Below are 15,672 nucleotides of genomic sequence, written 5' to 3'. Positions count from 1 at the left end.
ATGCGACGATCACAAAAATTTGAAAAACCGCAAAACCGTAAGGGTACCCTGATCCAGTTGGGGGGCTATCTGATGCGCTATAAATGGCAACTGCTGGCGGCCATCGTCTTAACCATCGGCAGTAATCTACTGGCGTTGGTGGGGCCGCTACTTTCTGGTTACGCCATTGATGCCATTGAGCTGGGTACGGGTCGGGTTGATTTTAGTCAGGTATTTTACTACGCTGGCTGGATGGTGGTTTTTTATATCGGCTCAGCCGGACTGACCTATGTTCTGGAAGTGCTGATGATCCGGATCAGTCGTCAGGTAACCTTTGCCATGCGCAAGGATGTCTTTAATAAGCTGATGGATCTGCCGGTGGGTTATTTTGATGTCCATCAGACTGGGGATGTCATCAGCCGGATCACCTATGACATTGATACGGTCAACAGCTCCATTTCCAGTGATCTGATTCAGGTATCCTCAGCGGTGATCACCGTGTTGGGCTCCTTTTTGATGATGCTGGCGATTTCTCCCCAACTGGTGCTGATTTTTGCTTTTACGGTACCGGCGTCAATCTTGATGTCCCGTTATCTGGTTAAAAAGACCCGGCCGCTGTTTAGCAGACGTTCCCGCAAGCTGGGGGAGCTTAATGGCTTTGTGGAGGAAATGGTATCGGGTCAGAAGACCTTAAAGATTTATGATCAGGAAGAGCATACCATTGAGAAATTCAACATCAAAAACAAACAGGCGGTGGATGCCTATTATAACGCCGAATATTATGGCAGCATGATTTATCCGACCATTAATTTTATCAATAATGTCTCGCTGGCCTGTATCAGTGTCTTTGGGGCGCTGTTATATCTGGCGGGATCGATGTCGATTGGGCAGATTTCGTCCTTTGTGTTGTACTCCCGCAAATTTTCCGGGCCGATAAATGAAATGGCCAACATCATGAATGACCTGCAGTCATCGTTAGCGGCTGACCGAGCGGGTTTTTGCCTTGTTAAATGAACTGTCTGAGGCCAGGGATACCGATACGATGATCGACCTAACCAGTGTCAAGGGTGATATTGTGCTTAAGGATGTCCGCTTCAGCTATGATGCCAATCAGGTGATCATCAGAAACTTAAGTCTGCAGGCCGAAGCGGGCAAGCTGATTGCCATTGTCGGCCCCACCGGGGCCGGGAAAACCACGATTATCAATCTGCTGATGCGCTTTTACGATACCCAAGCCGGTAATATCTATGTGGATGGCAATGCGGTTCAGGAGCTGACCCGGGACAGCCTGCGAAAATCCTTTGCCATGGTGCTTCAGGATACCTGGCTTTTTCATGGCACGATCTATGAAAACCTGACCTACGGCAAAGAAAATGCCACCATGGCAGAGGTAATCCAGGCGGCCAAAGCGGCCCGTATTCATTCGTTCATTGCACATCTGCCTCAGGGTTACGATACCATTTTAAGTGATGACGGTACCAATATTTCCAAGGGTCAGAAACAGCTTTTAACCATCGCCCGGGCGATGTTGCTGGACGCCAAGATGCTGATCCTCGATGAGGCCACCTCCAACGTTGATACCCGTACCGAAAAAAAGATTCAGGAAGCCATGCGTCAGCTGATGAAAGATAAAACCTGTTTTGTCATCGCCCACCGGCTCTCCACCATCCAGAACGCTGATCTGATTCTGGTGGTGGATCAAGGCGATGTGGTGGAACAGGGCACCCATGAAGAACTGATGAAACGGCAGGGGCATTATTGGCAGATGTATCAGGCGCAGTTTGAGTGATAGAAACATTGTGGATGGAATTTGATCTTAAATTAACAGATGAGATAACTTGATCAATCCGGTCATCGTGTTATAATAAAAGCAAAGATAAAAACACAGTTCTGGTTGGTAGTCCAGACGCAGGATCATCCTGTCAGTAACCTGCCTCCTAAGGTTGTCCGTTCTTTGTCACTATTTTCTAGGAGGAATTGAATATGGACAAAGTAACTGGCAAGTTGACGGTTTTTTTTGACGACCCCTTCTGGGTGGGCGTCTTTGAAAGCGCAGATGGCGAAACTCTGAAAGTGGCCAAGGTGACGTTCGGAGCGGAACCCAAAGACGGGGAAATCTATGAATTTCTGCTTAAAAATTATAACCGGCTCCAATTTAGTCAGCCGATTGCTGATGAAAAAGCGCCCGAGAAGCGGATCAATCCCAAGCGGATGAGGCGGGATATCAATCGTCAAATGGCCGCAAAAAGCATTGGAACCAAGGCGCAGCAGGCATTAAAAGAAGAGCAGGAAAATAAGAAGATGATCCGAAAAGCGTTTAACCGCCAGAAAACCGAGGAAGAAAAGCAACGCCAATTTGATCTGCGGCAGGAAAAGAAGAAGCAGAAACATCGGGGGCATTAATCAGGGGTTTGCGTAAGTAACTTTAAGAAATTTGTAACTCTGTGATCAAGTTACGGAGTATTAATCTAAAATGGTTATAATAAAGACATACCAATTAACGATTAAGGAGATTAAAGATATGAGCGCAGTAATAATCACTAAAGATAATTTTCAACAGGAAGTCATCAATTCCGATAAACCGGTGTTACTCGATTTTTGGGCACCCTGGTGTGGCCCCTGCAAGATGGTTTCGCCGATCATCGACGAAATCGCCGATGAGGTCTTTACTTTAAAGGTCGGAAAAATAAACGTTGATGAACAACAGGAACTGGCCGCTGAATTTAAGGTCATGAGCATCCCGACCCTGGCAGTGGTCAAGGGTGGGGTAGTAGTGAAGAAATCTGTGGGAGCAAAATCCAAAGCGGATATTTTAGATTTAGTGGCTCAATAGCCCCAAAAAGAGCAACCGAGAAATTGGTTGCTCTTTTAATTTTTTGGACGTTAAATAATTTCCTTTAACTGCACCTTATCAATCACTTCAATTTTACCCCGGGACAGGTGCACATAACCCTCGTTTTCAAAATATTTCAGCATCCGGGAGACCACTTCCCGGGCAGAACCGACATATTTGGCAATTTGCTCATGGGTCATCACAATGGTAGTAGAACCGGTACGGGCCACCTCATCCAGCAGGAAGATGGTCAGCCGCTTATCGAAACTCATAAAGAGAATCTGCTGCATCGCCCACATCACGTCCGAAAAACGGTCAATCATCGATTTATAGGAAAAATTCTCGGCATGGATGTTTTCATTACAAATACGCTGGAAGATCGAGGATTTAATCAGGAGGACTTCACAATCCGTTTCGGCATCAATATGCACATCAAAGGTGATATTTTCAAGGACACAGGAAGCCGATAAGATACAGACCTCATCCGGGCCCAGACGGTAAAGGGTAATATCCCGGCCGTCTTCGGATAAAATATAGGTGCGCAATTCACCGCTTTTAATCAGGAGCACGCCGACACAATCGTTTTCGCCACGATGGATGTTTTCACCCCGGCGGTATTTTATGGGGATAGCATTATCAGTCAGTTGTGACTGTTGCTGTGGCGTTAAATGATCCCAAAAAGTCAGAACGGATTGAAGAAATGTCTGATCGTTTTCTTTTAGCATATTGATACCTCGCTTAATCGAATATTTTCTAGTATACCATAAGTTGACATTGAGTCTAATTTAATATTTCGGGTATAAAATAAAATAATAACACTAAGGAGCGTCAAATGAATAAAGCGATAAAAAGAGATTTGCATCTAAAGCAGCTGGAAGCCAAGGATTTAACGCAGTTTAATGATATTTTGAGGTATGCCTTTCAGGTGACGGATGAACAGCTGCTAAAAGTCGGTTGGAAGCACGATGAGATTAAGCGGTCAAAATTTCCGATTCTGGAAAAAGCCGAGGTCATCGGCTGGTTTGAGGATGAGCGGTTGGCGGCCCAGATCGCTGTTTACCCGCTGCAGGTCAATATCAGTGGCAGCATTTATGAGATGGGTTATATTACCGGCGTGGCCACTTATCCGGAATACATGGGCCTGGGGTTAATGTCCGGGCTGATGAAAAAAAGTCTGGAAACGATGTATGAACGCAACCAGTGCATATCCTTTTTATATCCCTATTCCCATCCTCTCTATCGGCATAAAGGCTGGGAGGTGGTCTCGGATAAGATGACTTATCAGATCCGTGACCACCAGTTGCCTCGGGATATTGATGTACCGGGACGGGTGAAGCGGGTCAGTGAAAACAGCCCCGATCTGATTGCCCTTCATGACACCTTTGCCCGGCAGACCCACGGTTGTCTGGTTCGCAATGAACTGGTCTGGGAGGAATACTGGCGCTGGGATGTGGAAGATGTTACGGTAGCGATTTATTATGGCGAAGATGATCGTCCGTTGGGCTATCTGGTCTACCTGATCGAAAATGATGTCTTCCATGTCAAAGAAATGGTTTATTTAAATCAGGAGGCCCGCAAAGGGCTGTGGGGTTATATTGCGGCTCATGAATCGATGATCAACGAGGTGGTTGGCAGCAATTACAACAACCATACCATTTCGTTTCTGTTTGGTGACAGCGATATGAAAGAAACCATTCGCCCTTATATTATGGCTCGGATTGTGGATTTCGAAGGCTTTTTCAGGCAGTATCACTTTTCCAATACCGATATCAATGAAGCGGTGACCTTTGAGGTTATTGACACCGTATTGGAATGGAATAATCGCAGTTTTACCGTCAAGTTCAGCCCCGGTCAGGCTCCGGTTTTAGTTGATGAACCTTCAGAAAACCGGGTCAAGTTAGAAATCGGGATTTTAACCTGCATGCTGCTGGGTTATAAGCGACCCACCTACCTGCAGCAGATTGAACGGATTGAGGCCAGTAAAAAAACAGTGGCGATCCTGGAGAGTGTCATCGCCAATGAGAAAATTTATTTCTCCGATTATATCTAAATAAAAAAAACGGTTGATATGAGCATCAATCGTTTTTTTTGATTGCTTCAATTCCGGAGCGCAGGGTCGCTTCATCGATGGCACCACGATAACCGGTGACAATTTTGCCCTCGGGGTTAATAAACAAGGTGGTGGGAATTGATGAGATGCCATAGGCAGAACTGGCTTCCAGTTTGGTATCAAAATAAACGGGGAAGGCGAAGCCCTGATCGGCGACGTATTGAAGTCCCTTTTCTTTTGTTTCCCGCTGCCCATCAGTCTGATCAATCATCAGAAAGATAACTGCATCTTTTTGATCCTGATAGACGGTGTTGAAATGAGGCATTTCGCTTTTACAGGGTGGGCACCAGGAGGCCCAGAAGTTGAGCACCACCGGCTTTCCGGAAAAATCGGACAGCTTGACCGGATTGCCATCCTGATCAAAGACGGTAAAATCCGGAGCTGTCTGAAGTTCTTCGGTTTGACCGGTGTCGTTGCTGTTAGCGGCCGGTGTTTGCGGCTTAAAGTTTTGTGATAAGGCCGTGTAACCCCAATAAACGATGGCCAGAAAGGCCCCAAAGACGACGATGGCGATAAGCGTTTTAGTTTGTTTAGTCATAATAAGCTCCTTAAAAGGTTAAGAGTGACAGAAAAGTTCCCAACAGTCCGGTGGCCATCAGTAGTCCGATGACAACCAGCAGCCCGCCGGAAATCCGATAGATGACCTCATAATGCCGCTTGATAAAATCAAAGGTTGATTTCATCCGATCAATCAAAATAGCTGAAACCATAAAGGGAATCCCCAGGCCAAGGGAAAACGAAAACAGCATCAAAATACCGTGTAGTGTATCACCGCTGGAGGCGGCCATCATCAGGGCCGATCCCAGAAACGCACCAACACAGGGCGTCCATCCGATGGAAAAGACGATCCCAAAAAGCAGGGCCGAAAAGAACCCGGGATGCGAATGATTGAGGTTCATCTGACGGTTGGTGTTCAGAAACGGTATGTTCAGCAGATCCATAAAATTCAGGCCAAACAGGATGATGATAATACCGCCAGCCACATTAATAACGGTGCTGTATTCAATCAGGATACTGCCAAGCTTTCCGGCAAAAGCACCGAGCAAAACAAAAATAACCGTAAAGCCGAGTACAAAGCCCAGGGCATTAATGATAACGGCACGCTTAGTATCACCCGGGGTTTGGCCAGCAAAATAGGAGATATAAATGGGCAGCATCGGCAAAAGACAGGGAGAGATAAAGGTAATGATGCCTTCCAGAAAGGCAATAAAATAATCCATGAAACCTCCTTTTAAGGATTGGGATCAGCGAACTTTAATTAAAATTGAACAATTATGATTTTTTTATTATAACAAAAGTTTATTTTTTTCTCCGTAACCAGATCACATTAGCGATATTATGACAATTAAGTCTTAAGAATAAAAGCTGTTTTAGTAAAAATAGGATCGAATGACTTAATAAAAGGAATGATTTGTTAAATAAATGACGAAATTAAATCGAAAATTTCCCAAAGAACCGCAAACTTTTTTTCGCTTTGATTAACCAGGTGAAATACTGAGGGTAAAAATTCGTTCAAAGCCAGCTGGGTGATGATTACGAAAAAAGTCGATTGTTAATATTTATACTATCGCAGAAAAAAGCCGAAATGAACAGATTTTAAATGATTGGTTTAATTGCGGGATTTAAAGAAAACGTTTTAATGAATTTTCGTAAAGCAGTGAAAAATGGTTAATTATTACTCGATGATCCCGGGAGTGAACAGGAAAAGACAACCTCGGATAAATTCCATATTTTCCCTTGTAATTCAATTTTTTAAATGTATAATTAAGTTCGATTTGAGGCCCCGAAAAAGGCAAAACCAGAATGCCTTATTTAATAAGAAGAAAGTTGATCAAAAAAGCAGAATCACTTACCGAAGTTCGAATAAATAGTTTTATTAATAGCTTGTTAAGTGAATTAAATGCAATGAACTGGCGAGGATTCATAATAAATCGAGTAGAATGTTGGAGTGAACCGAAATGCGCAGAGAAGAGACCGGAATTGTCATCGAAACCAGTGAAAATAAGGCTAAGGTTAAGGCCAGTCGCCATGGTGATTGTGAAAACTGTGGGGTTTGCCCCGGCGATAATGCCATGGTTGTCGAGGCTCAAAACTTGATTGGTGCCAAAGTTGGTCAACGGGTGGCTTTCGAAATCCAGGAAGCAAACATGTTATGGGCAGCGTTTGTGGTTTATTTGCTACCACTGCTGGCACTTTTTGTCGGAGCTCTTGGTGGTGGCATTCTCGGGACGAATTTGGGACAGCCAGTGCTGGCGTTTCAGATCGTCGGCGGAAGTGTGTTCTTCACTGTCGCAGTGATCTATCTGAAACGCTACGATCAGGCAGTAAAAAAGAATGACAAGCTGCTGCCAGTGATCACCAAAATCCTGTATTAGTTAAACCGGGTCTGACAAACCAAAAGTAGCATAAATAAAAGTAGCAAAGGAAAAAAGAGGTGGAAAAATGATTAAATCATTTCGCGGCGGGGTTCATCCCAAAGACAACAAATCCGCTACGGCGGGAAAACCAATTGAAACGGCGCCGTTACCGGAGGTAGCGGTGATTCCGATGCGGCAGCATATTGGTGCCGCCAGTGTGCCGATTGTAAAAAAGGGCGATCTGGTTAAAAAAGGACAGGTGATTGGCGAAGCCGATGGCTTTGTCTCAAGCAATGTCCATGCCTCCATATCGGGACAGGTCATCGATGTGGGCAGTCATCCCCATCCCATCTTTGGAAAATGCGAGGCGGTTGTCATCAGCAGTGATGGCAAAGATAAGTGGCAAGAAGGGCTCCCGCTAACACGCAATTGGGAAGAACTGGATGCTGCCCAATTATTAAAAATAATCAGTGATGCCGGAATTGTCGGGATGGGAGGCGCAACCTTTCCAACCCACGTAAAATCAACCCTGCAAAAAGACAAGCATGTCGATCTACTGATTTTGAATGCCGCCGAATGCGAACCCTATTTAACCGCCGATCATCGGATGATGCTGGAAGAAGGGCCCCGGATTGTCACTGGCGTAAAAATCGCCATGAAAGTTCTGGGGGTGGAAAGATGTCTGGTGGGAATTGAGGATAATAAAAAAGATGCCATTAAAAAAATGACTGATGCCTTTTCCGGTTTACCGGTGGAAGTAGTGGCGCTGCCGACGAAATATCCCCAGGGAGCTGAAAAAATGCTGATCAATGCCGTTTCGGGAAGAATTATTCCTTCCGGTGGATTGCCGATGGATGTCGGTGTGGTGGTTCAGAATGTCGGCACGGTGGCAGCCATCTGTGATGCCGTAACCCAGGGAATTCCGCTGATTGAGCGGGTCACCACAGTCAGCGGCGGCAGTATCAAAGATCCGAAAAACATCAGGGTTCGGATCGGCACTCCGTTTCGGGAAGCAATTGAATTTTGTGATGGATTCTTAACCCGTCCGGAAAAAATAATCATGGGCGGACCGATGATGGGGATGGCCGAACCCAGTATTGATATTCCCATTATTAAAGGTGTATCCGGAATTCTGGCGATTGCCAAAGGAGAAGCCAATACCGGTAAAGAGGCCTCATGCATCCGTTGTGGCCGCTGCGTCAATGCCTGTCCGATGGGACTTAATCCCAGTATGCTCAGTATTTTAAGTGAGCGGGGACTTTATGAAGAGGCCAAAGCAGATTACGGACTTTTTGATTGTGCCGAATGTGGCAGCTGTGTTTTTGCCTGTCCAGCCAAACGGAATATTGTCCAGTATGTTAAATACAGCAAAGCGCAGAATGCAGCTGCAAAATTGAAAGAAAATCGAGGTTAAGCATCATGGTCGATACAACAATGAATGATAAAATATTTAATGTTTCGATGTCCCCCCATATTCGGGATAATCAGTCCATTGCTAAAATAATGTGGACGGTGATCATTGCATTGACGCCGGCAGCCCTGTTTAGCGCCTTTAATTTCGGATATCGGGTTCTGATTGTGCTGTTAATTGGGATGGGATCAGCGGTTTTATTTGAATATCTGACCCAGAAAATCAGAAAAAAGACCATCACCATCGGTGACGGCAGTGCCTGTTTAACCGGACTGCTGCTGGCCATGTGTCTGCCGCCGACGATTCCCTTTTATATGCCAGCTGTGGGTTCATTTATTGCTATTGTCATCGCCAAACACGCCATGGGCGGCCTGGGTTTTAATATCTTTAATCCGGCCCATATCGGGCGGGCGGCCTTAATGATCTCCTGGCCGGTGGCGATGACAACGTGGAGTAAGATGACCACCGGGGTGGATGTGGTGTCGACGGCGACGCCCCTTAATATTTTAAAACAGCAGGGCTATCAGAAACTGATTGAGACCTTTGGTTCCGCCCCGGACATGTATCAGGCCTTATTCCTGGGCACCAGAAACGGCAGCATTGGCGAAACGTCAACGGTATTGCTGCTACTGGGCGGAGGCTTTTTAATCTATAAAAAATACATTAACTGGCAAGTGCCGGTGGTGATGGTGGGAACGGTGGGAATTCTGACCTGGGTCTTTGGTCCGGCCGGACTCTTTACCGGCGATCCGCTTTTTCATATGATGGCCGGGGGACTGATCATCGGTGCCTTTTTTATGGCCACCGATATGGTAACCATCCCGATTACCATTAAAGGTCAGGTGATTTTTGCCTTAGGGGCCGGGATTCTCACCGTCCTGATTCGCTTAAAGGGTGGCTATCCGGAAGGCGTTTGCTATTCGATTTTATTAATGAACAGCATCACACCGCTGATAGATCGATTTGTTCAGCCAGTCCGATTTGGACTGAGGGGGGAAGCAAAATGACAGTAGAACATGGAAGCAAACACGATTCTATTTTTAAGATCGCTATCAATCTGGCCATTGCTTGCTTTATTTCGGGATCAATTATTGCAATAACGTATTATTTCACGGCCCCGATCACCCGGCAGAATACCGAAAATACTAAAACCGAAATGATGCAGCAGCTGGTGGCCGATTCGGATAAATTCATCCCGGTGGAAGGAAAAACCGATTGGTTTATTGCCAACAAAAACGGTGCGGCGATCGCCTATGTTATCCCGGCCGATACCAAGGGGTATGGTGGCACCATTAAAATGCTGGTGGCAGTTTCGCCGGAAGGCAAGGAGATTGACTATCAGATCTTGTCGGCCAACGAAACCCCGGGACTGGGCGATGGCGTTGCGAAAGATGAGTTTAAGAAGCAATTCCACGGAAAAACAGCGGCGGCCATGGTTGTGACCAAAGATCCAGCCAATACCGAGAATATCCAGGCTATCACCGGTGCTACCATTTCGTCCCGGGCTGTAACCGCTGGGGTGAAGACAGCCGAGACAGAAGTTATGGAATACTTGGAGGCACAGAACTGAGATGAAAAATTTATGGGATATTTTTAAAAAAGGTCTGATTGTCGAAAATCCGATTTTTGTGCTGGCACTTAGTTTGTGTCCGGCGTTGGCAGTCACTGCCTCGGCGATCACCGCTTTAACTATGGGGCTGTCAGTGATGTTTGTGATTACCGCCAATAATGTGGTAGTCTCACTGACCCGCAAGCTGGTCAACCCCAAAGTTCGGGTACCGGTGTATATTACCTCGATTGCCACCATCGTTACGCTGGTGCAGCTGTTGCTCCAGGCCTTTGCGCCGGAGCTTTACAAGGCCTTGGGGATTTATTTGGCGCTTATTGTGGTGTTTGCCATTATTCTGGCCCGGGCAGAAGTGTTTGCATCGAAGAACTCGGTGATCCCGTCGTTTTTTGATGGCCTGGGAATGGGGGCCGGTTTTACCCTGGCGCTGCTGCTGATTGGCTGCATCCGGGAACTGTTGGGGGCCGGGTCGATTTTTGGGATCCCGGTGATTGGTGATTGGTATGATCCGGCCTTAATTATGATTTTACCAGCTGGTGGTTTTATCTTAATTGGTTATCTGGTGGGTGGTTTTAAAATGCTGACTGAATATATGGAGAAAGCAGAAACAAAAAAGGGTGACCGATAATGGAATACGTTACTTTATTTATTAGTGCGGTAATTGTTAATAATTTTGTCTTAACAAAATTTCTGGGATTATGTATCTTTTTTGGCGTCTCAAAAAACTTAAGTGCGTCGATTGGGATGGGGATGGCGGTCACTTCGGTAATGACGCTGAGTTCAATGCTGGCCTGGGTGGTATACAATTTTGTGCTGGTACCACTGAATCTGACCTTTATGACAACAGCGGTGTTTGTCTTGCTGATTGCCAGCTTTGTTCAGTTGCTGGAAATGGTTATTAAAAAACAGGCACCAGCCCTTTATAATATGTGGGGCATTTATCTTCTCCTGATTGCTACCAACTGCGTTGTTTTGGCGGTGCCGCTGCTTAATGCCGAATCCAGTTTTTCGTTCTTAAAAAGTGTAGTTTATGCGGTGGGTTCGGGCCTGGGTTTTGCGCTGGCGATTATTTTAATGGCCAGCTTAAGAGAAAAACTGCGGCTGGCCGATGTCCCCAAACCACTGGAAGGACTGGGCATTGCCTTTATTCTGGCGGGGATGCTGGCCCTGGCGTTTACCGGTTTTTCCGGGATGATCACATTGTAGAGGAGTGACAGAGATGGAAACAGCATTATTAGTTGTCATTGTGATGTCTGCAATCGGATTGATTTTCGGTCTGATTCTGGCATTTGCCGACAAAAAATTCTCAATTGAGGTGAATCCGCTGATTCACATTGTCGATGACATTTTGCCCAAAGGTCAGTGTGGTAGCTGCGGTTATGCTGGCTGTCTGGCTTATGCCGAGGCCGTGGTGTTAAACCCGGAGGTGACCCCCAATTTATGTATCCCCGGGAAAAAGCCAGTGGCTGATTTGGTGGCGGAATTAACCGGAAAGTCGGCGCCGGAAATTGAACCGCAGATTGCCCAGGTGCGCTGTAAAAATACCATTACCCATGCCATCAAAAAATACAATTATGCTGGGGTGGAAGATTGCATTGCCGCCAGCCTGATTCAGGGCGGACCCAAGGGCTGCAAATATGGGTGCGTTGGTTTCGGGACCTGTGTTCATAGTTGCCCTTTTGGGGCGATGACCATGGGTACAGATCATCTGCCGTTGGTGGATGAAAAGAAGTGTACCGGTTGTGGCAAGTGTGCCACTGTTTGTCCCAAGGCGATTATTCATATGACGGCTATTGGGGCTCCGGTGGCGGTGCTCTGTAATTCCCGGGACAAGGGCGTAATAGCCCGTAAACTGTGTTCGGTGGATTGTCTGGGCTGTGGACTGTGTACAAAAAGCTGTCTGTACGATGCCATCACAGTTGAAAATAATCTGGCGGTGGTTGATCCGAAAATTTGTCTGGAAAAATGCAGCAATCCAACCTGTCTGGAAAAATGTCCAACCGGAGCAATTTTTGATTTGAGAAAGTAAAAAGTTGCAAAAAAAACAGCCGGTCCGAATGACCGTGCTGTTTTTTTATATTAGGAATGAAAAGAAAAAGAGGAGATGTTTATCTCTTGTGTTTATCTTAGGCCTTGAACCTTTAGCCAAACTTTGAAAGAGGTTAAGTTTAAGTTAAATTAAGAATTGAATGGCCGATTCAAACAGTCAAATCAAACGGGAACCCCGTTGACAAAAATCTGGTGATATGATAACCTTTATCACAATTAAAGAGTTGGGGAGCTTATGCATTTAGGCTGAGAGGAAGCAAATCGCTGTTTCGACCCATGCACCTGATACGGATAATGCCGGCGTAGGGAAATTATGTCAAGCTGCTGTGCATTCGTGTACAGTTTTTTTTGTTTAAATCAGGAGTGTCACGATCAGGAAAGAGAATTTTATTAGTGGAAAGAGGTAAGCTTATGTTAAGAAAAATCCTGGAAAATGTCAGGAATCAGCCGCCGCTGGTTCATTCCATCACCAACTATGTGACCGTGAATGACTGCGCCAACATCGTGTTGGCCTGCGGAGGGGCTCCGATTATGGCTGACGATATCAATGAGGTCGAAGAAATTATTGCCATTTGCAATGCCCTGGTCATTAATATCGGCACCCTTAACGAACGGACGGTGGCATCAATGATTAAGGCTGGGAAAGAAGCCAACCGTCTCGGTCGGCCGGTAATTCTCGATCCGGTCGGTGCCGGGGCTTCGACACTGCGAACAGAGACCGTCTTTAAGCTGTTAAAGGAAGTGCAGTTTAGCGTGATCCGGGGCAATGTCTCGGAAATCAAAACCATCGCTTCAGGCAGTGGCAGAACCAAAGGGGTCGATGCCGATATCAGCGATGCCATCACTGAAGATAATCTGGACGGGATGGTTGCTTTTGCCAAAGCCCTCAGCCAAAAAACCGGGGCGGTTATTGCCATCACCGGCGCCATCGACATTGTCGCCGACAGCCAGAAAGCCCTGTTGATTCGCAACGGTCACCCGATGATGTCCCGGATTACCGGCACCGGCTGTATGCTGACCACGGTGATTGGCAGTTATTGTGGCGCCAATCCCGATGATCTGCTGCTGGCTACCGCCGCTGCCGTCAGTTGCATGGGCCTGTGCGGTGAGCTGGCCTTTGCCAGGGTTGCGGCTGAGCAGGCCGGAACGGCATCCTTCCGTACCTACCTGATTGACGCCATGAGCCGAATGGATGCTCAAACATTAGCAGGAGGAATCAAGATTGAAACTCGATAAGCAAGCAATGTTGCTTTATGCGGTTACTGACCGCAGTTGGCTGGGTGATCAAACCCTGGTGGAGCAGGTGGAAGAAACCTTAAAAGGTGGGGCCACTTTTATTCAGTTGCGGGAAAAGGAGCTGGAAATTGAGGACTTTATCCGGGAAGCCCGGGCCATTAAAAAACTGACCGATGCCTACAAAGTTCCCTTTGTTATTAATGATGCCGTTGAGGTGGCTCTGGCAGTGGATGCCGATGGGGTACATGTTGGTCAGGACGATATGGATGCCAGAGAGCTTCGAAAACGGATCGGGGATAAAATCATCGGTGTTTCGGCGGATACGGTGGAGCTGGCATTAAAAGCCGAAGCCGATGGTGCCGACTATATCGGGGTTGGGGCCATCTATGCCACGGATACCAAAGCCGATGCCACGGTGGTGGCTTTTGAAACGATTGCGGCGATCTGTCAGGCAGTATCGATTCCGGTGGTGGCCATCGGCGGGCTTAACGAAACCAATATTCATTGCTTAGCAGGCATGGGAGTGGACGGGGTTGCCCTGGTATCGGCGATTTTTTCAAAAGCCGATATTCGCAAAGCAACCCGGAAACTTCGACAATTATCTGAGGCGATGACCAGGGCATGAATCCGATAAGTATAAACACGGAGGGGATCATCTTTGATCTGGACGGTACCTTGATTGACTCGATGTCAGCCTGGGAAAACATTGGCAGTGATTTTTTAAGAAAACACGGGATTGCTCCCCCGGATGATTTAAATGAGACCATCAAAACCATGAGTTTTGCTGAATCGGCCCGGTATTTTATTGAAGTTTATGGGATCGCCATGACCGAAGAACAGGTGGGGGATGAAATTAATGGGATGATCCGGGATAATTATGCCAGACACATCGAACTAAAACCCTTTGTCCGGGAAGTGCTTAATCGGTATTTTAATCAGGGCATCAAAATGGGAATTTTAACCGCTACACACAAGTCCTTGACAGAACTAATTTTAGAGCGCTTTGGTCTGCTGGATCATTTTGATTTTATTCTGACGTCCGGGATGACTGGTTTACCCAAAAGTCAGCCGGAGATTTACCATCGGGCGGTGTCCCAGCTACAAATACCGGCCCAGCAGATTACCATTTTTGAAGATGCCCTGTATTGTATCCGGGCTGCCAGAGCGACCGGCTGTCAGCTGGTGGGGGTTTATGATGAAGCCTCCAAAAATGATTGGGATGAGATTCAGAAGCTTTCGGATTTGAGTATTATGAGTTTTAAGGAGTTGCTGTGAGAAAAAAAGTCTTATCCATCGCCGGGTCGGATTGCAGTGGTGGTGCTGGCATCCAGGCCGATATCAAAACGATCATGGCTCATGGTAGTTATGCCATGACCGCAATCACTGTGTTGACCGCCCAAAATACCACTGGAGTCTATGGGATCGCCGAAGTGGCCAGTGAATTTGTCGAACAACAACTGGATTGTATCTTTACTGATATTTTTCCGGATGCCGTTAAAATTGGAATGGTTTATCGTGCCGAAATCATCAGAAGCATTGCCAGAAAACTAACGCAACATCAGGCCAGAAATGTTGTTCTTGATCCGGTGATGGTGGCCACCAGTGGGGGAAAACTGTTGAGTAATGATGCCATTGAAGCATTAAAAACCGAGCTGATGCCGCTGGCGGATCTCATCACGCCGAATATTCCCGAGGCCCAATGCTTATGTGGCTTTGACATTCGCTCAAAAGCCGAGATGGTTAGCGCCGCAAAAAAAATTGCCACAATCTACGCTGGTAACATTCTGATCAAGGGTGGTCATCTGGTTGAATCTGCTGATGATTTTTTGTTGCTTCAGAATGGTGATCAACGAGCTGAAATCTGGTTGCCTGGGGAAAGAATAAAGAATCCCAATTCTCACGGCACCGGTTGCACCCTTTCCACGGCAATTGCCTGTAATCTGGCCGCTGGCGAGGACTTAGAAGAGGCCGTAAAAAAAGCCAAAGACTATGTCTCCGGAGCACTGGCGGCCAACCTCGATTTGGGAGCAGGCAGCGGCCCTCTGGATCATGGTTTTTGGATGATTTGGGAGCCGTAAAAAAATCCCGGCGCTTTTTTTCAAAACCATCTGCAAATAAATAAAAGCCGAT

Annotated in this window: 19 protein-coding genes and 1 riboswitch; of the genes, 16 read left to right on the top strand and 3 right to left on the bottom strand. The window is 46.6% G+C overall.

Going from position 1 to position 15,672, the window contains the following annotated elements:
- The 4 genes from CHL1_RS16360 to trxA all read left to right on the top strand — a co-directional run bounded on the left by CHL1_RS16360 (position 1) and on the right by trxA (position 2,812).
- Positions 1-993, top strand: coding sequence for an ABC transporter permease (locus tag CHL1_RS16360; RefSeq protein WP_250934050.1), 993 nt, complete (start codon positions 1-3; stop codon positions 991-993).
- Positions 983-1,768 carry an ABC transporter ATP-binding protein gene (locus tag CHL1_RS16355; protein ID WP_250934049.1) on the top strand — a complete coding sequence of 262 codons (786 nt, stop codon included), beginning with the start codon at positions 983-985 and terminating at the stop codon, positions 1,766-1,768. Before CHL1_RS16360 ends, CHL1_RS16355 begins: the two co-directional genes overlap by 11 nt.
- Before the next feature lie 194 nt (positions 1,769-1,962).
- The gene (locus tag CHL1_RS16350) at positions 1,963-2,382 is read left to right on the top strand and encodes a YjdF family protein (RefSeq protein ID WP_250934048.1); all 420 of its coding nucleotides are present in this window, start codon (positions 1,963-1,965) and stop codon (positions 2,380-2,382) included.
- A 118-nt stretch (positions 2,383-2,500) separates the two neighbouring features.
- On the top strand, positions 2,501-2,812 hold the full coding sequence (gene trxA, locus CHL1_RS16345; RefSeq protein ID WP_070370890.1) for a thioredoxin: 312 nt from the start codon (positions 2,501-2,503) through the stop codon (positions 2,810-2,812).
- Between the two features lie 50 nt (positions 2,813-2,862).
- Here the strand turns inward: trxA and CHL1_RS16340 are convergent, their stop codons facing one another.
- Complete coding sequence (locus CHL1_RS16340) at positions 2,863-3,537, bottom strand: Crp/Fnr family transcriptional regulator (protein ID WP_070370891.1); 675 nt, start codon at positions 3,535-3,537, stop codon at positions 2,863-2,865.
- 107 nt (positions 3,538-3,644) lie between these two features.
- Here CHL1_RS16340 and CHL1_RS16335 point away from each other — a divergent pair, with 107 nt between their 5' ends.
- Positions 3,645-4,862: a GNAT family N-acetyltransferase gene (locus tag CHL1_RS16335; RefSeq protein ID WP_250934047.1), complete on the top strand. Its 1,218-nt coding sequence runs from the start codon at positions 3,645-3,647 to the stop codon at positions 4,860-4,862.
- 25 nt (positions 4,863-4,887) lie between these two features.
- Here the strand turns inward: CHL1_RS16335 and CHL1_RS16330 are convergent, their stop codons facing one another.
- Both CHL1_RS16330 and CHL1_RS16325 read right to left on the bottom strand, forming a co-directional pair.
- Positions 4,888-5,460, bottom strand: coding sequence for a TlpA family protein disulfide reductase (locus tag CHL1_RS16330; protein ID WP_250934046.1), 573 nt, complete (start codon positions 5,458-5,460; stop codon positions 4,888-4,890).
- Between the two features lie 10 nt (positions 5,461-5,470).
- Positions 5,471-6,142 carry a cytochrome c biogenesis CcdA family protein gene (locus tag CHL1_RS16325; RefSeq protein ID WP_250934045.1) on the bottom strand — a complete coding sequence of 224 codons (672 nt, stop codon included), beginning with the start codon at positions 6,140-6,142 and terminating at the stop codon, positions 5,471-5,473.
- 738 nt (positions 6,143-6,880) lie between these two features.
- Between CHL1_RS16325 and CHL1_RS16320 the strand changes: the two genes are divergently transcribed.
- From CHL1_RS16320 to thiD, 11 genes are all read left to right on the top strand, one after another.
- Positions 6,881-7,297, top strand: a complete 417-nt coding sequence (locus CHL1_RS16320) for a SoxR reducing system RseC family protein (protein WP_148638174.1) — start codon at positions 6,881-6,883, stop codon at positions 7,295-7,297.
- A 67-nt stretch (positions 7,298-7,364) separates the two neighbouring features.
- Positions 7,365-8,693, top strand: a complete 1,329-nt coding sequence (gene rsxC, locus CHL1_RS16315; RefSeq protein ID WP_250934044.1) for an electron transport complex subunit RsxC — start codon at positions 7,365-7,367, stop codon at positions 8,691-8,693.
- A gap of 5 nt (positions 8,694-8,698) precedes the next feature.
- Positions 8,699-9,697, top strand: a complete 999-nt coding sequence (locus CHL1_RS16310) for an RnfABCDGE type electron transport complex subunit D (protein ID WP_070370897.1) — start codon at positions 8,699-8,701, stop codon at positions 9,695-9,697.
- Positions 9,694-10,260, top strand: a complete 567-nt coding sequence (locus tag CHL1_RS16305) for an RnfABCDGE type electron transport complex subunit G (RefSeq protein ID WP_250934043.1) — start codon at positions 9,694-9,696, stop codon at positions 10,258-10,260. The genes CHL1_RS16310 and CHL1_RS16305 overlap by 4 nt, the downstream gene beginning before the upstream one ends.
- A 1-nt stretch (position 10,261) precedes the next feature.
- On the top strand, positions 10,262-10,885 hold the full coding sequence (rsxE, locus tag CHL1_RS16300; RefSeq protein WP_148638171.1) for an electron transport complex subunit RsxE: 624 nt from the start codon (positions 10,262-10,264) through the stop codon (positions 10,883-10,885).
- Positions 10,885-11,463: an electron transport complex protein RnfA gene (locus CHL1_RS16295; protein WP_070370900.1), complete on the top strand. Its 579-nt coding sequence runs from the start codon at positions 10,885-10,887 to the stop codon at positions 11,461-11,463. Before rsxE ends, CHL1_RS16295 begins: the two co-directional genes overlap by 1 nt.
- Before the next feature lie 13 nt (positions 11,464-11,476).
- Positions 11,477-12,286, top strand: coding sequence for an RnfABCDGE type electron transport complex subunit B (rnfB, locus tag CHL1_RS16290; RefSeq protein WP_250934042.1), 810 nt, complete (start codon positions 11,477-11,479; stop codon positions 12,284-12,286).
- Positions 12,287-12,521: 235 nt separating this feature from the next.
- Positions 12,522-12,633: riboswitch (TPP riboswitch) on the top strand.
- 84 nt (positions 12,634-12,717) lie between these two features.
- Positions 12,718-13,542: a hydroxyethylthiazole kinase gene (gene thiM / locus CHL1_RS16285; protein WP_250934041.1), complete on the top strand. Its 825-nt coding sequence runs from the start codon at positions 12,718-12,720 to the stop codon at positions 13,540-13,542.
- Positions 13,529-14,167 (top strand): thiamine phosphate synthase, encoded by a 639-nt coding sequence (thiE, locus tag CHL1_RS16280; RefSeq protein WP_250934040.1) that lies wholly within the window; start codon positions 13,529-13,531, stop codon positions 14,165-14,167. Before thiM ends, thiE begins: the two co-directional genes overlap by 14 nt.
- Positions 14,164-14,817 (top strand): HAD family hydrolase, encoded by a 654-nt coding sequence (locus CHL1_RS16275; RefSeq protein WP_250934039.1) that lies wholly within the window; start codon positions 14,164-14,166, stop codon positions 14,815-14,817. Before thiE ends, CHL1_RS16275 begins: the two co-directional genes overlap by 4 nt.
- Positions 14,814-15,620 carry a bifunctional hydroxymethylpyrimidine kinase/phosphomethylpyrimidine kinase gene (gene thiD, locus CHL1_RS16270; protein WP_250934038.1) on the top strand — a complete coding sequence of 269 codons (807 nt, stop codon included), beginning with the start codon at positions 14,814-14,816 and terminating at the stop codon, positions 15,618-15,620. Before CHL1_RS16275 ends, thiD begins: the two co-directional genes overlap by 4 nt.
- The last annotated feature ends 52 nt before the right edge of the window (positions 15,621-15,672 follow it).

The sequence above is a fragment of the Acetobacterium wieringae genome (assembly GCF_023700225.1).
Lineage (GTDB): Bacteria > Bacillota > Clostridia > Eubacteriales > Eubacteriaceae > Acetobacterium > Acetobacterium wieringae.
This window is presented reverse-complemented; position numbering and strand designations above follow the sequence as displayed.

Coding starts and splice junctions, on each gene's coding strand:
- CHL1_RS16360 (WP_250934050.1), top strand. CDS start 1: ATGCGACGATCACAAAAATTTGAAAAACCGCAAAACCGTAAGGGTACC.
- CHL1_RS16350 (WP_250934048.1), top strand. CDS start 1,963: ATGGACAAAGTAACTGGCAAGTTGACGGTTTTTTTTGACGACCCCTTC.
- trxA (WP_070370890.1), top strand. CDS start 2,501: ATGAGCGCAGTAATAATCACTAAAGATAATTTTCAACAGGAAGTCATC.
- CHL1_RS16340 (WP_070370891.1), bottom strand. CDS start 3,537: ATGCTAAAAGAAAACGATCAGACATTTCTTCAATCCGTTCTGACTTTT.
- CHL1_RS16335 (WP_250934047.1), top strand. CDS start 3,645: ATGAATAAAGCGATAAAAAGAGATTTGCATCTAAAGCAGCTGGAAGCC.
- CHL1_RS16330 (WP_250934046.1), bottom strand. CDS start 5,460: ATGACTAAACAAACTAAAACGCTTATCGCCATCGTCGTCTTTGGGGCC.
- CHL1_RS16325 (WP_250934045.1), bottom strand. CDS start 6,142: ATGGATTATTTTATTGCCTTTCTGGAAGGCATCATTACCTTTATCTCT.
- CHL1_RS16320 (WP_148638174.1), top strand. CDS start 6,881: ATGCGCAGAGAAGAGACCGGAATTGTCATCGAAACCAGTGAAAATAAG.
- rsxC (WP_250934044.1), top strand. CDS start 7,365: ATGATTAAATCATTTCGCGGCGGGGTTCATCCCAAAGACAACAAATCC.
- CHL1_RS16310 (WP_070370897.1), top strand. CDS start 8,699: ATGGTCGATACAACAATGAATGATAAAATATTTAATGTTTCGATGTCC.
- CHL1_RS16305 (WP_250934043.1), top strand. CDS start 9,694: ATGACAGTAGAACATGGAAGCAAACACGATTCTATTTTTAAGATCGCT.
- rsxE (WP_148638171.1), top strand. CDS start 10,262: ATGAAAAATTTATGGGATATTTTTAAAAAAGGTCTGATTGTCGAAAAT.
- CHL1_RS16295 (WP_070370900.1), top strand. CDS start 10,885: ATGGAATACGTTACTTTATTTATTAGTGCGGTAATTGTTAATAATTTT.
- rnfB (WP_250934042.1), top strand. CDS start 11,477: ATGGAAACAGCATTATTAGTTGTCATTGTGATGTCTGCAATCGGATTG.
- thiM (WP_250934041.1), top strand. CDS start 12,718: ATGTTAAGAAAAATCCTGGAAAATGTCAGGAATCAGCCGCCGCTGGTT.
- CHL1_RS16275 (WP_250934039.1), top strand. CDS start 14,164: ATGAATCCGATAAGTATAAACACGGAGGGGATCATCTTTGATCTGGAC.